Source organism: Eubacterium sp. CAG:156, from assembly GCF_000434315.1.
GTDB lineage: Bacteria > Bacillota > Clostridia > Lachnospirales > Lachnospiraceae > Eubacterium_U > Eubacterium_U album.
This window is the reverse complement of record NZ_FR878188.1, coordinates 22,503-37,532: the sequence shown is the minus strand read 5'-3', so window position 1 is coordinate 37,532 and position 15,030 is coordinate 22,503. Positions and strand designations below refer to the sequence as shown.

15 protein-coding genes and 1 other RNA gene are annotated in these 15,030 nt (G+C 31.4%); 6 read left to right on the top strand and 10 right to left on the bottom strand.

All coding sequences use genetic code 11. The features are described 5' to 3' along the window. Window positions 1-7: 7 nt before the first annotated feature. The 7 genes from ABMA45_RS10340 to ABMA45_RS10310 all read right to left on the bottom strand — a co-directional run bounded on the left by ABMA45_RS10340 (window position 8) and on the right by ABMA45_RS10310 (window position 6,519). Entirely contained in the window at window positions 8-682 is a 675-nt protein-coding gene (locus tag ABMA45_RS10340) for a uracil-DNA glycosylase (RefSeq protein WP_022089816.1), read from the bottom strand. 14 nt (window positions 683-696) lie between these two features. Continuing rightward, entirely contained in the window at window positions 697-1,584 is an 888-nt protein-coding gene (locus tag ABMA45_RS10335; RefSeq protein ID WP_022089815.1) for a diacylglycerol/lipid kinase family protein, read from the bottom strand. A gap of 101 nt (window positions 1,585-1,685) precedes the next feature. After that, window positions 1,686-2,447 carry an imidazole glycerol phosphate synthase subunit HisF gene (gene hisF / locus ABMA45_RS10330; RefSeq protein ID WP_022089814.1) on the bottom strand — a complete coding sequence of 254 codons (762 nt, stop codon included), beginning with the start codon at window positions 2,445-2,447 and terminating at the stop codon, window positions 1,686-1,688. Window positions 2,448-2,507: 60 nt separating this feature from the next. After that, the gene (gene hisH / locus ABMA45_RS10325; RefSeq protein ID WP_022089813.1) at window positions 2,508-3,116 is read right to left on the bottom strand and encodes an imidazole glycerol phosphate synthase subunit HisH; all 609 of its coding nucleotides are present in this window, start codon (window positions 3,114-3,116) and stop codon (window positions 2,508-2,510) included. Further along, window positions 3,100-4,611, bottom strand: coding sequence for a sensor histidine kinase (locus ABMA45_RS10320; protein WP_022089812.1), 1,512 nt, complete (start codon window positions 4,609-4,611; stop codon window positions 3,100-3,102). Before ABMA45_RS10320 ends, hisH begins: the two co-directional genes overlap by 17 nt. Next, window positions 4,611-5,288 carry a response regulator transcription factor gene (locus ABMA45_RS10315; protein ID WP_022089811.1) on the bottom strand — a complete coding sequence of 226 codons (678 nt, stop codon included), beginning with the start codon at window positions 5,286-5,288 and terminating at the stop codon, window positions 4,611-4,613. The genes ABMA45_RS10320 and ABMA45_RS10315 overlap by 1 nt, the downstream gene beginning before the upstream one ends. A 103-nt stretch (window positions 5,289-5,391) precedes the next feature. Beyond that, window positions 5,392-6,519 (bottom strand): hypothetical protein, encoded by a 1,128-nt coding sequence (locus ABMA45_RS10310; RefSeq protein ID WP_022089810.1) that lies wholly within the window; start codon window positions 6,517-6,519, stop codon window positions 5,392-5,394. Between the two features lie 293 nt (window positions 6,520-6,812). Between ABMA45_RS10310 and ABMA45_RS10305 the strand changes: the two genes are divergently transcribed. From ABMA45_RS10305 to ABMA45_RS10295, 3 genes are all read left to right on the top strand, one after another. Beyond that, window positions 6,813-7,613, top strand: coding sequence for a formate/nitrite transporter family protein (locus ABMA45_RS10305; RefSeq protein WP_022089809.1), 801 nt, complete (start codon window positions 6,813-6,815; stop codon window positions 7,611-7,613). A gap of 78 nt (window positions 7,614-7,691) precedes the next feature. Next, window positions 7,692-8,035, top strand: a transfer-messenger RNA (tmRNA) gene (gene ssrA, locus ABMA45_RS10300). A gap of 164 nt (window positions 8,036-8,199) precedes the next feature. Next, entirely contained in the window at window positions 8,200-8,808 is a 609-nt protein-coding gene (locus tag ABMA45_RS10295) for a DUF1349 domain-containing protein (RefSeq protein ID WP_022089808.1), read from the top strand. Window positions 8,809-9,034: 226 nt separating this feature from the next. Here ABMA45_RS10295 and ABMA45_RS10290 read toward each other — a convergent pair whose 3' ends face one another. Further along, on the bottom strand, window positions 9,035-10,009 hold the full coding sequence (locus ABMA45_RS10290) for a Gfo/Idh/MocA family protein (RefSeq protein ID WP_022089807.1): 975 nt from the start codon (window positions 10,007-10,009) through the stop codon (window positions 9,035-9,037). Between the two features lie 346 nt (window positions 10,010-10,355). Between ABMA45_RS10290 and ABMA45_RS10285 the strand changes: the two genes are divergently transcribed. From ABMA45_RS10285 to ABMA45_RS10275, 3 genes are read left to right on the top strand one after another with little or no spacing between them, the layout of a single operon-like run. Next, window positions 10,356-11,027, top strand: coding sequence for a hypothetical protein (locus ABMA45_RS10285; RefSeq protein ID WP_022089806.1), 672 nt, complete (start codon window positions 10,356-10,358; stop codon window positions 11,025-11,027). 1 nt (window position 11,028) lies between these two features. Beyond that, complete coding sequence (locus tag ABMA45_RS10280; RefSeq protein WP_022089805.1) at window positions 11,029-11,982, top strand: ABC transporter ATP-binding protein; 954 nt, start codon at window positions 11,029-11,031, stop codon at window positions 11,980-11,982. After that, a complete protein-coding gene (locus tag ABMA45_RS10275; protein WP_022089804.1) occupies window positions 11,975-13,408 on the top strand; it encodes an ABC transporter permease in 1,434 nt (477 codons plus the stop codon). The genes ABMA45_RS10280 and ABMA45_RS10275 overlap by 8 nt, the downstream gene beginning before the upstream one ends. A gap of 128 nt (window positions 13,409-13,536) precedes the next feature. On the opposite strand, the gene ABMA45_RS10270 is transcribed toward ABMA45_RS10275, so the two are convergent. Continuing rightward, the gene (locus ABMA45_RS10270; protein WP_022089803.1) at window positions 13,537-14,295 is read right to left on the bottom strand and encodes an exodeoxyribonuclease III; all 759 of its coding nucleotides are present in this window, start codon (window positions 14,293-14,295) and stop codon (window positions 13,537-13,539) included. Next, window positions 14,292-14,990: a GTP pyrophosphokinase gene (locus ABMA45_RS10265; protein ID WP_022089802.1), complete on the bottom strand. Its 699-nt coding sequence runs from the start codon at window positions 14,988-14,990 to the stop codon at window positions 14,292-14,294. Before ABMA45_RS10265 ends, ABMA45_RS10270 begins: the two co-directional genes overlap by 4 nt. Between the last annotated feature and the right edge of the window lie 40 nt (window positions 14,991-15,030).

Sequence of the window (15,030 nt, the reverse complement as noted above, 5' to 3'; positions counted from 1 at the left end):
AGGTAAATTAAATATTTTCTATTTGCCAGTCTATTGGTTCTATTCCATTTGCCTTTAGGAATTCATTTGCTTTGCTAAAATGCTTGCATCCGAAAAATCCTCTATATGCTGAAAGTGGACTTGGATGTGGACATTTTAATACAAGATGTTTTGGATTAGTTAACATCTTAGCTTTCTTTTGTGCAGGCGAACCCCACAAAAATATTACTATTGGCCTGTCCTGTGCATTTACGGCTTCTATAACCGCATCCGTAAATTGCTCCCAGCCATGTCCCTGATGTGAATTTGCCTGATGAGCTCTAACTGTTAATACTGTGTTAAGCAATAACACTCCCTGATCTGCCCATTTTTTCAAATATCCGTTATTTGGTATATAACATCCCAAATCATCATGCAATTCTTTATAAATATTTTGAAGCGATGGTGGTATGTCATTTCCCGGCAATACTGAAAAGCTTAATCCATGTGCCTGATTTACATTATGATATGGGTCCTGCCCAAGCAGCAACACTTTTACATCCTTAAGTGGTGTAAAATGAAATGCATTAAATATATCTTCTGCCGGAGGATATACTATCGTTTTACTATATTCATCTTTAACAAAACTGTATAATTCTTTGTAATATGGTTTAGAAAATTCAGGCTGTATTGCCTCTAACCAATCATTTGTTATCATTCCCATTTATTTAACCTCTGTCAAATATTATTTCCAACTATTTCCTTTACAAACTGAGGATCATTAAATACTTTTATAGCACTCTTTTCAATTCTGATTTCAAAATCCGTATCTGTTAACATTTCTCCATCTACATTACATGTCACAGGAGTATCTGACTGAATTTTCAATCCTTTGTCTGTATATCTTACCACTCTCTTTGACTTTTCATGTCTTCCGCTTTTTAATTTTAATAGAAGTCCCGGTATTAGTATTTTAGGCATTTTATCAACCATATATATTTCAAAATATCCGTCGTCTATTAACGCATGTGGAGCAATTCTATGTCCTCCACCATAATATTGTCCATTACATACAGTAACTATTGTATACTCACCTTTTTTAGACTGTTCACCAAATATTGTAGTTAATTCTTTAAATTTATATTTAAAATACGAATAAATTATGCTACATGTATATCTTTGACCTACAGGTATCCACTTCTTTTGTCTGATTACACTTATGTTATTTGCTATATCAGCATCTAAGCCTATACATGCAATATTTATAAAATACTTGTCATTGATAATTCCTAAGTCACATCTGTGTTCGCCTTTTCCAAGTGCAGACAATGTTCTGTAAAAATCATTTCCGCTTCCTGCCGGTATAACACCTACTGTCATATGTTTCTTAACAACACCATTTATTATTTCATTTAAATTTCCATCTCCGCCTACTGAGAACACAATGCATTCTTCATCATCCGGGATGCTTTCTGCCACTTTTCTGGCTTTACCAAATCCATCAGTGTAATGAATTTCGTATTTTATGTCTCTAAGCCTGCACGCTTTATCTATTCTTTCAATAAACCCTTCTTTATCATTGGCAAATCTGCCACTTTCTGGATTAATTATAAAATAATATTTCATTTTAATCTCTCGCTCTATATAATAATCTATATTGCCTTAACTTTAAATTAAGGCTATTGTCTGGAAAATTCTATATACTGAATCTTAATTCGTTTTTCCAATTATATTCTAACCTGAACACCTTTTTCCTTAAGATAATGTTTCAGGTCATTTATTTCTAATTCTTTATAGTGGAATAATGATGCTGCTAGTGCTGCATCAGCCTTTCCTTCTGTCAGTGCATCATAAAAATGCTCTTTTTTACCTGCCCCACCTGATGCAATTACAGGTATTGACACATTTTCAGATATGATTCTTGTAAGTTCTACATCATATCCCCTCTTAACTCCATCGCAATCCATACTTGTAAGAAGTATTTCTCCTGCCCCTAGTTTATCTACTTTACGCGCCCATTCCACAGCGTCTATTCCAACATCTACTCTTCCACCATTTTTGTAAATATTCCATCCTGATCCGTCTGCTCTTCTTTTTGCATCTATGGCAACAACTACACACTGACTTCCAAATTTATCAGCTGCATCACTTATAAGTCTTGGATTCATAATAGCCGATGAGTTTATAGATATCTTATCTGCTCCCTCTCTAAGCAAAGTCTTAAAGTCGTCTACAGTTCTGATTCCGCCTCCAACTGTAAATGGTATAAAAACCTGCTCAGCTACTCTTCTTACCATATCTACAACTGTATTTCTATTGTCAGATGATGCTGTAATATCAAGGAACACCAATTCATCTGCTCCCGCCTTATTGTATGCTTTTGCTACCTCTACGGGATCTCCTGCATCACGCAAATTTACAAAATTTACTCCTTTTACAACTCGGTTATTATTAACATCCAAACAAGGTATAATTCTCTTTGTGTGCATATTTTCCTCCTAATATAAAATACGACAAAATCGAGTAGGAATTTTCCTACTCGAAAAAATTTAATTTATCTCTGCAAAATTTTTCAATATTTTCAGTCCTATATCTCCACTCTTTTCCGGATGGAACTGACATGCAAATACATTTTCTTTCTCAACGGACGCATGTATATGTACACCATACTCAGTAGTTGCTGTTACGATGTTTTCGTCATCTGCTTTCAAATAATAAGAGTGAACAAAATAAACATATGCTTTCTCATCTATTCCTTTAAATAATCTTCCATTATTATGAAAATCTAACGAATTCCATCCAATATGTGGAACTTTCAAACTTTCACCTTCAGGTATCTTTATAATCTTGCCCGGTAGAATTCCAAGTCCCTTTACTCCCGGTGTTTCATCACTTTCTTCAAATAATAACTGTAAGCCTAAACATATTCCAAGAAATGGTATGTTTCGTGACACAACTTCCTTCACAGTATCAACTAAATCATACTTATTAAGCTTTTCCATAGCGTCACCAAATGAGCCTACGCCCGGAAGTACAACTTTGTCTGCATCTAAGATTACATCCTTGTCTCGTGTTAGTATCGTTTCTTCTCCCAGAAATTGAAACGCCTTCTCAACACTTCTAATATTTCCTGCATCATAGTCAATTATTGCTATCATATTCCAGTCCTTCCTCTGAAGCTTTTCCATCTAATTCAAACCAGAATTCAACACCATCCTCATGGTTAAATACTCCGCATTTTTTATTCATACTGTCAGCAATCGCCTTAACGATAGAAAGTCCAATGCCATTTCCACCATATTCTCTGGTTCTTGCCTTATCTACTTTATAGAATTTAATCCAAACATTTTCCAATTCATTTTCAGGAATCTGTTTACCGGTATTGAAGACTGACATTCTTACTATACCATCTTTTTCTACAATTTTCATCTCAATTATTCTTTTTCCGTCAATATGGTTAAATGCGTTACTTACATAGTTTGTAATTACTTCCTCAATTTGAAATTCATCTGCCCAAACATATACAGGTTCTTTATTTTCAAATATTATTTTAACATTCTCCTGCTCCGCTCTTAACTGAACGGATTTAATAATGCCTTCCATGACATCAACAAGATTAAATCTTTCGATATTTACCTGTTTATTTCCAAATTCAATCTGTGTAAGTGCCAGCAGTTTTTTAACCATTTTGTTCATTTTATCTGACTCATCAATAATTACATCACAATAAAATTCCATACTTTCAGGGTCGTCATTAATATTATCCTTTAAACCTTCTGCATATCCCTGAATAAGAGCAATCGGTGTTTTTAATTCATGAGATACATTTGAAATAAAATCTTTTCTCATCTCATCAATTTCAATCTTTTGCTCGATATCTTTTTGCAGTTCTATATTTGCCTTTTTAAGTTCAAGGATTGTCCCTTCCAATTTAGCTGACAACTCATTCATACTATTTCCAAGAACGCCTATTTCATCTTTATGTTTTCCTGTATATTTAGCATCAAAATCCAAATTTGACATTCTTGTTGAAATTGTTGCAAGTTCAAGTATCGGGTCCGTATATCTTCTCGTTACTATAATCATCATAATTGTCATTACAACAGTCATAGATATAAGAAGAATCAAATAGAATTTATTTGTAATGTTAAGAGTCTCCCTCATATTCTGAACCGATACCCTGATTACAAAGTAATAGCCTGAATCTAATGTTCCAAACAATTCATAATATTCCTGGTCAGACAATAAATCTCTGGCTCTTTGCATCGTATAATTGTCATTCTTTTCTATAATAGTTCTTTCTCTTTCGGCTCCAAATGCCGCACCATATATCATTTCCTGCCAACGTCTTTGTAATGTCTTTCCTGCACCATATTCATATATTGTGTTTCCGGAACTGTCTATCATAATTATTGTTACACCGGCATTTTCACACTCATCATTTAGCGCCTGTACGTTGTCGCTTTCAGATAAATCCTTATCTTCTTTTACAACTTGAGCCATCTTATTATATACATCAACAATAACGTCTTTTTTATGTGAAATATAATATTTTTCAATAAAAGCTGTTCCAAATGTTGATGCAAGCGCAATAGCTACTGTCATAATTACAATAATTAATATTGGCAGTTTATACTTAATTGAATGTTTCATTAGTTTACCTCAAATTTATATCCCATGCCCCAAACAGTCTTTATGTAATCACCACAGTCACCTAATTTACTTCTAAGTTTCTTGACATGTGTATCTATTGTTCTGGCATCTCCAAAGTAATCATAATTCCATACATTATTTAAAATATTTTCTCTTGAAAGAGCAATTCCTTTATTTTCAATAAAATATGTCAACAATTCAAATTCTTTAAAGCTTAGTTCAATTTCCTTATCTTTAACCTTAACAATATGAGCAGCCTTATCTATCTTAATATCTCCTGCTTCTATTGTCATATCAGCGCCAATTTTATTAGCACGTCGTAAAATTGCATCAACTCTTGCAACTAATATTTTAGGACTGAAAGGTTTTGATATGTATTCATCAACTCCAAGTTCAAATCCTTTAAGTTCATCATTTTCCTCACTTTTTGCTGTAAGCATTATGATTGGGACTTTTGAAAATTTTCTTATTTCCTTACATACTTCCCAACCGTCCATTTTAGGCATCATAACGTCAAGAATTATCAATGAAATGTCTTTGTTTCCAAAGAATACCTCAATTGCTTCTTCGCCGTCTCCTGCTTCTAATACCTTATATTGTTTCTTTACAAGGAAATCCTTAACAAGTTTTCTCATTCTTGATTCATCATCTACAACTAAAATCTTTAATTCATCCATTTATGTGTACCTCCGCAGCACTAATATTTCATATAGAAATAACATTTCAACTTCTATAATGTAAAATATAACACAAAATATGTGATGATTTTATGAAATATAGTTATTTTTCTGCTTCTGCCTGCTCAATTTGCTGAATTTTTGTTTCTAATGCTGAAAGTGCATGCGAAACGTCTTCATATCCACTGTATTCAGCTCCATTATAAGAATATGTTCTATATCTGTCGTTATCTCTCTTATATGAGTTTACGACTTTATTATATTCTTTCTCTGTTACTTCATTATCGTTTATTAGATATTTTTTTGTATTTCCTGAGTTGTCAGTTACAAGTCTTGAAATAACTTTCAACTTTTCATCCTTGTATTGGCATACAACAATTTGTGTATTCCCAATTATATTATTAACAAGCGTAACTGTTCCATCCTGATTATATGTCATAGACTGAAATGCTTTAGTATGGGCAATTTTACCTTTTTTATTTAAATAATAAAGTTTCATTTCGCGGCTTTCCTTACTCCACACAAGCATACATGGATAATAATTATTTCCTATTTTTGCGAACTCAACATTTTGATTTGGGTCTTTGTTTTGTAATTTATACAAAGTTGTTTCGTATTTTTCATATAGTTCTTTCTGTTTATCCTGTACTACTTCATTTACTACTTCTTTATAATCTGTATATATTTCCATTTGTGTAATATCTTTGTCATCTGATGTAAATGAAACATAGAGTATTCTGTCATCTGCAACTTTCGTAAATATAACACTTCTTTTTTCATCAAGTCTTCCATCATAATTAACATCCCATCCCAATTTTTCAACTACAGGATCCATGTAATAATTAATCTCATCCCCTAAAGAGTATCCAAGCACTGAAATCTCATCATTATCAGTTACAATAATTTGAAAATCAGGATAGTTATAGTCATGAAGTTTCTGACTTGAACCTTTAATTACATTTATTTCGATGCCATTTCCTTTCCAATGTTGCTCTACATTTCCTTTTTCACTATCAGATTCTTTCATATTAAAATAATAAGCTACTCTTTTTAATTCATCTATGTATTCTAACAAATCAACCTTGTCATCTTTTGTTTCCAATGGCTCTTCTGTTTCCTGAATTGTAGTTACTTCCTCTTTTGTACTCTTTTCTTCTCCTTCCGTTTTTCCACATCCAAAAGTCATAGTAGCTACAATGCTAAAAATCATTAATAATGCTAATCTTCTCATAATCCCTCCTGCTACAGCGTAACTATTATTTTTATTTCTTACCTATTAAATAGGCATACTTATTTACGATACGCCTATAATACAATAATTTGTTTAAAAAGAAAATATTATTTTTGTCGTAAATTTTATTAATTTTTAATAACAATTTTGTTACTTTATATAATTTGTTGTCATTTATTGTGTTTCTTCTATGTTTACAACCTTTACATTCACGTTAATATATGGTAAAAATATCTTTGGTTTTTATATATTTGAGGGGACAAAAAAGAAAAATAAAAATAGAGGTAACAAAAATGATTAGTACAAGAGAAGCAACTGAACGTTATTCAAAAGTAGGTGTTGTCAAAGGTAATTTACCTACATTAAAAATGTTGGTATTAGGAATTATAGCCGGATTCTTTATTTCCATAGCCGGAACCGGTGCTGCCACTGCATCATGTTCTTTAGAAAATACAGCTATAGCAAGATTGATAAATGCATGTATCTTCCCTGCCGGTTTAGCAATGGTAGTTTTAAACGGAAGTGAGTTATTTACAGGTAACAACCTTATGATTATTTCTGTTCTTGAGAAAAAACTTTCTGTAGCGAAAATGCTTAAGAACTGGGTTGTTGTTTATATCGGAAGTTTTATAGGAAGTGTTGTATTTACATTTTTATGCACATACGGTCATGTTTATACTTTATTTAATGGACAATTAGCAACAAATCTTTTAAGTACTGCTGTATCTAAATGCAATATTTCATTTACTGATGCCATTATTAAAGGTATTTTTTGTAATATTTTAGTATGTGTTGCAGTATTTATGACATTTATGGCCGAATCTGCTGCAAGCAAAATTATATGTTTATTCTTCCCTATTATCGTTTTCGTTATTTGTGCTTTTGAACATAGCGTTGCAAATATGAGTTATATAAGTGGTGGTTTATTCATTAATCAGATGTATGGAAATTACGGATTAGATGTAACAGGTCTTAGTTGGTGGAACTTCATCGTTAAAAATTTATTGCCTGTAACTATCGGTAATATCATTGGTGGTGTTGGAATTGGTGTTTTATATTGGTATTCTAACTTATATACACCAAAGCAAAAATAGCCAATATTTCCAATTGACTATATTTAAAATATGATTTAAAATATAAGACCAAGGTAGACTTTTACCTACCCCCAGTAAGGGCTAGTACTGGTTTCGACAGGGGTTTTGAAGTTGGAGAAGCTATCCGTAGATGATGCGTTAAATCATACAATTAAAATTAAACGCTGAAGATAATTTAGCTTACGCTGCCTAATTAATGGCAGCTGTCAATACAAGGTTGCCTGCGGCCCTGATATTGGCATCGACTTTAGCAGGAAACTCTGATTGCTAAGCTTTGCGCTTTCAGTGATTTTATGAAGCTACCAAGAGCAAAACGGTGTTAGTTCCGGTTTGTTTAAGGGAATGTTAAATAACTGACTATGATAGAAGAAGTACAATGGAGAGGCTTTTGGACACGGGTTCAACTCCCGTCTAGTCCACTAGTTTTCATAAGGAGAGGCTAAACGAAGACGGAATGACTCCTTATGTAAATAATAAAAATAACGGCACTGTATGTTACAATATTAATATACAGTGCTGTTATTTTTATGGTATAATACGGATATGAATTTACAAATTGAAATTTATCCACGAAAGGAAGATTAAAATGAAAATAGATAATAACCAATGGAAATGGACAAGAAAACCTAAAGATTTTACTATCTCTGAAGATAAAATTGAAGTAATAACAAATCCACATACAGATTTATGGCAGCGTACTTACTACCATTTTAGAAATGATAATGCTCCCGTTCTTCAGATTAAGACTTCCAAAAAGATGTTTTCTTTTATTGTAAAGACAGAATTTGAAACTAAGGTACGCTTTGACCAGTGTGGTGTTGTTATGTATCTCGATAGTGAAAACTGGTTGAAAGGTTCTATTGAATATGAAAATGAAAAGTTTCAGCATCTTGGAAGCGTTGTAACGAATAAAGGATATTCAGATTGGGCTACAACAGAAATTGATGCTGGAATTAAATCTATGTGGTATAGATTCAGTAGACGTGAAGACGATTACTGCATTGAATGCTCAGAAGATGGCATTAATTATAAGCAGATGAGAATCTGTCATATGTATAAAGCAACTGATGAAATCCAGTTTGGAATTTATGCATGTAGTCCTGAAGATTCTTCATTTAAAGCGACATTTACAAATATGGAAATAACAGAATGTAAGTGGTTAGCACATGATGGTCAGGCTCCTGATGCTGAATAAAACTTCCAATTTGTAGAAAAGAGATAGATAATTTTGCACAATTATTCTTTTGTATATATAATTAGCAAGTTAAACAATCAGAACCACGCCTAAAAGACGTGGTTCTGATTTAAAATTTAAATATAACTATTTCATTCTAATTACAACAAATTCCTGTGGTGTATCATTTGAATTTGAACTCGCCATACTATCAACAAGTTCTTTTTTTGCATACTTCTCCTCTTCCCTAATCTGCTGGAAATACAATCCCCTGTTGCCTTCTTGCTTCATCCATAACTTTAACACACATATGTGAATATTTAATGTGTTCGTCTGTAAATTTTCCAATTTCAATAAGTCGTGCCCACTCTTTTGCTTCAAATACAAGATTATTTTCACATTCAGGCACTTTAATTATCTTTTCCGTATTATCGTTAAAAATAACTTTTACTTTTCTCGGGTTAGGTATGTCCTCAATAATAATTGCTCCTTTTTCTCCCTGAATCTGACTAGGTATCTTTGAATTTGTTATCTTTGAATACAATACTTCTGCCAACATTTCAGGATATTTTGCAATTATTGTTCCCTGTCCATCAATACTATCAGGTAATATTTGTGCCATTGCCATTATTTCCTGTGGCATACCAAATAATTTTACAAGCGGATGCACACAATATACACCTATATCCGTTAATGCTCCATTTGAGAATTCCTTACGAAATGCATTTTCAAATATTCCCTGCTTATATTTATCGTATCTTGATGAATATTGACAATATTGAAAGCTTACTCTTCTAACAGGCTTAACAAGTTCTATTGCTTCTTTTATAGCAAAAAATCCCGGGTCAATTACATTTCTCATTGCTTCCATTATTACTACATTATGCTTTTTTGCCAAATTTATTAATTCTTCTAATTCTTTTTGATTGCTTGTAATTGTCTTTTCAATCATTACATGTTTTCCATTTTCAATCAAAAGTTTAGCCTGTTCATAATGTAAGCTATTAGGGCTTGCAATATATACTGCCTGAATTTCATCGCATTTAGCAAGCTTATTCAAATCCGTAAACACCATTTTCCCATTATGCTTTTTGCTAAATGTTTCTCCTTTTTCCTTATCTCTTGAATATGTTGCCACATAACATAAATTATCACATTGTTCTACCGCCTCTAAAAACCAATCAACTACAAAATTTGTTCCTATCGTTGCAAAATTAATCATTCACTTTTCTCCTTTTAATATGTATTGTTTCCTACCTTTGATTAACTGATATTGGTTGGAATAGTATATATAAAACAAATTCTTTTTCCAACTATATTTTTAATCTTTCCTATCATTCATATAGTTAATTTTACATTACTTTTATGTTTTTTCAAACACATTTTATTATTCGCTATCATTTTTTATTATTTTTTATTATTTGTTATTATATGTTACTTATAAATGTCGAAGTCATATTCCCCGACTTTGATGCTCATATCTTAAGACAATTTTAATTTTTTATAAATGAAAAACATTTTTTAGTTTGATATTATAAATTCACAAAACAAATTGGAGGTTATTTTTTATGAAGAAATTTTTAAAGAAGACAAATCGTGGAATTATATTGTCTGCTATTTGTCTTGTTATTCTTGTAATCTATGTTTCTGTCGATTACATAACATTCTCAACTCAAAAAGATACTATTAGACAAACAACTGAAAATTATATAAACGATGTTTTAAAAACAAACTCTGAATCAGTTGATTTAAATAAACATCGCGAACTTATTACAGACATATTAAATAATTATTGGACAGATAAACATTATTCATCAAGTGGTTCTACTATCTCAGGCATGAAAGCAACTTTAGATTCCACTCTTGACGCTGACAATTCTTTATTTGATATAAAAGATGCATCAGGTTCAGTTCAGTCAGTTAAGATTTCAAAAGCCGGTCCTAAAATTGCCAGTGCAAATATAAAATACACAGTAGATATCGTTGGAAAAGAAACATCTACAGTATTTACACCGGGTACTATTTGTACACTTAGCGATTACAATAATGATTATTACGATGATGGTTCTGAAGATTCACAAGATTCCAACAACGCCTCAACTAATGATTATTATAAAGTAAACTGCACTTGCGAAGGTACTATTTACTACACTTATGAATCAGGCAAATGGAAAATAAGTACCTGGGACAGTTATGTTACAGACTCAAACTGCACAAAACTTGACGATAAGGAGGATTAACATGAGTACAGCATTGGAAATTAAGAATATAGAAAAAAAATTTGGTTCCAGAACTGTTTTAAACAAAGTATCATTTGAAACAAAAACAGGTGAAGTATTCGGTCTTCTTGGTCCAAACGGAGCCGGTAAAACAACTTTAATTAAAATGATTACAGGTTTACTCAATATAGATGATGGTGAAATTTTAATCAACGGAAAAAGTCTTGAGCATGACTTTGAAGCTGCCATGGAAAATATCGGAGCTATCGTTGAAAATCCTGAATTTTATAAATATATGACCGGTAAGCAAAATATTTTACAATATGCACGTTTACACAAGTCAGTAACTATTGAAAGAGTTAACGAAGTAATTGAGCTTGTCGGTTTATCAAATCGTATAAATGAAAAAGTAGGCAAATATTCTCTAGGTATGAGACAGCGTTTAGGACTTGCTATTACATTATTGCACAATCCTAAAGTGTTAATTTTAGATGAGCCTACTAACGGTCTTGACCCTGCAGGAATTAAACAGTTACGTGATATTTTAACAAACATGGCTCACAAAGAAGATGTTTGTGTTTTAGTATCAAGTCATCTTATGAGCGAAATGGAATTAATGTGCGACAGAGTAGCTATTTTGTCAAACGGAAATATTTTAAGTGTTGATACGATGGAAAATATGCTTCATATTGTATCAGGTCAGGATGTAACTTACAACTTTGAAGTATCAGACAGTAATTCTGCTATTACTATCATTACAGACTATAACCCTGATATTGTAAATTCAATAACAGGCGATACTACATTTGAATTAAAGATTAACAGGGATTCATCTAAAGACATTGTTTCTACAATTACAGATTTACTTGTTAAAAACAAAATCAGCATTTACGCCATTATTCCTATTGAAAACCAGAAACTTGAAGATGCCTTTATGGAAATAACTAACGTAAAAGGAGGTAACCAAATTGCTTAATTTAATCAAAAACGAATATTCAAAATTATTTCATAAAAAAAGCACTTATTTCTTTCTTGCAGCCATTGTATTATTTATAATTGGCATTTCAGTTTTTACAAAATTTTCCTGTGATAATAACGATGATATTTATTACTCTTCTATTGATCAGGAATTACAATATGCAACTACTGAAACTGATGAATATAGAGACGATGCGTATATAGAAGAATTAAAACTTGCTAAATCTCTTGATTATACAATGCATGATATATATGACAATTCACGTTGGGAATCAAATGCTTTAAGCGATTACTATTCATATTTAAGTTCAATTAATTCATTTGATAAAGATGGTTCATCTGATTTAGTCAACTCAAATGAAGACCGTGAACATTATCAAAAATTATGTGATACAATTGTTTCTTCACTTAAAGATAATGATTGGAAAAGTTATATTCAGTTAACTGCCGATTCAATTAACAACGATGGTCATACAAAAGACGGTGCTAAATTATTAAAAGATACTTATGAAAACTATTTAAAAAATGATATAGATCCTGATTCAAACACTCAAAAATACAGTCTTATATCTAATTTTTCACAATATGATATAAGCTATTCCGATTTACTTTCAACAAAAGAAAGTGGTGCTTCATATGACGAAACAGAATTTAATACTACTGAATCAAATTATCTGATAGCAAAATATCAGTTAGAAAATAATACTGATTCAGTTATTTATAAAAACCCTGATTCTCAGATGTCATCATATGAACCATATATATACACAGGCAATGCATTTTTATCTTTAAAAAGATGTATTAATGCTACAATTATTATTGCTCTTATTTTGATTATTTTAGCCGGAACCACTGTTTCATCTGAATTTTCTAATGGAACAATTAAATTCTTACTTATAACACCTGTGAAAAGATACAAAATCTTTTGGAGCAAATTTATTACATTTTTAACATATGGATTTGTTTTAACATTATTATCATATGTATTATCTGTTTTACTCACTATTATCTTGTTTGGTACGGGAGAATTATCTACACCTCTGTTAATAGTTAAAAACGGAAGCATTATTGCAAGTTCAGGATTATTACATATCCTCTCTAATTTCTTCATGACATTTGGAGCAATAATGATTACTGCCATCATAGCATTTATGTTATCAGCATTATTTAGGAATTCAGCTATAGCAATTGCAATTCCAATCATGATTTACTTAGGTTCGGATATGGCTGTTTCAATTGCACAAATGTTATCATTAGACTTTGTACGTTACACGATATTTGCAAATATGTCATTCTCAAACATTGTTGAAAATTCATTTACATTCTTTGGTATGACGCCTATTTTTTCAGTTAGCGTTATTGCAATACACATTTTCTTATTCCTGTTTATTGCACATGATGCATTTACAAGAAGAAATGTTTAATTAAACTTATTATAAAAAGGTTACAGACTAATCACTATATATGATAATCTGTAACCTTTATTTTATTACTCTACTGTTAACTCAACCTCAATCACCAATTGTATTAACTGAATCACAACCTATTTCTTTTATAATTCTACTGTCAACTCAATAGGGCAATGATCTGAGCCCATTATTTCAGTATGAATATGTGCATCAATTATTTTATCTTTTAAATCATCAGATACAAGGAAATAATCTATACGCCATCCTGCATTCTTTTCTCTTGCCTTAAACCTATATGACCACCATGAATATATTCCTTCTGTATCAGGATAAAAATATCTGAATGTATCTATAAATCCTACCTCTAAAAGTTCCGTCATTTTCTGTCTTTCTTCATCAGTAAATCCTGCATTCTTTCTGTTTGTTTTAGGATTTTTAAGGTCTATCTCTTTATGTGCAACATTCATATCTCCTGTTACTATAACAGGCTTATTTTTCTTTAAATTTAATAGATAATTTCTAAAATCATCTTCCCATTTCATACGATATTCAAGTCGTGCAAGACCATTTTGAGAATTTGGAGTATACACTGTAACCATATAGTAATTATCAAATTCTAATGTAATTACTCTTCCTTCTTTATCATGTTCTTCAATGCCTATGCCATAAGTAACGTTTAAAGGCTTTTCTTTTGAAAAGATTGCTGTTCCTGAATATCCTTTCTTTTCTGCATAATTCCAATATGCATAATATCCTTCTTTATTCCAGTCTACCTGTCCTTCCTGAATCTTTGTTTCCTGTAAACAAAATATATCTGCATCTACATAATCAAAAAATTCCATAAAATTCTTTCCAAGACAGGCTCTTAATCCGTTTACATTCCATGATATTAGTTTTTTCATCTGATTTCTTCTCCGTTTTCCTGTGAAAGTCTGTTCTTAATCAATGACATCTTAGCATCCAGCTTTGCTGTCATTTCTGCACAGTCATATAATTCCTGTGATAATTCTTCTAGTATTTCCGGTTTTATGTTCTTTTTATATCTTAGTTTGTGTTCAAGCGTAGCCCAAAAATCCATTGCGATAGTTCTAAGCTGAACTTCGACCTTCATATACTTCTTTCCCTCTTTTAGGAAAATCGGTACTTCTACAATTAAATGTAAACTTCTATATCCATTTTCCTTAGGATTTTTGAAATAATCTTTCATCTCTAATAAAACTATATCATCCTGCTTTAATAAGCAGTCTGCTAAAAGATATATATCTTCTTCAAATGAACAGATAACTCTTACACCTGCTACATCTTTAATATATTCTTCTATTGCCTCAACAGTAAATGGTAAATTCTTTTTGTTCAATTTTTCAACAATACCATCTGCTGATTTTAATCTTGATTTAATAGTTTCAATTGGATTTCTGTCATACTGAAGTGAAAATTCTTCATTCAGTACTTTAAACTTAGTTTCTACCTCCATAATAGCACATCTGTAATATGCCATTAATTCATTCATTGGCATTATATTTTCATGCACTTTCTGAAATGTGTCAGTTTTTAGTATTCCACGGATGAAATAATCTCTAATATGCCCTACTTTCAATACTTATCCTTTCTTTTGCATGTGGTACAAAATACCCTGC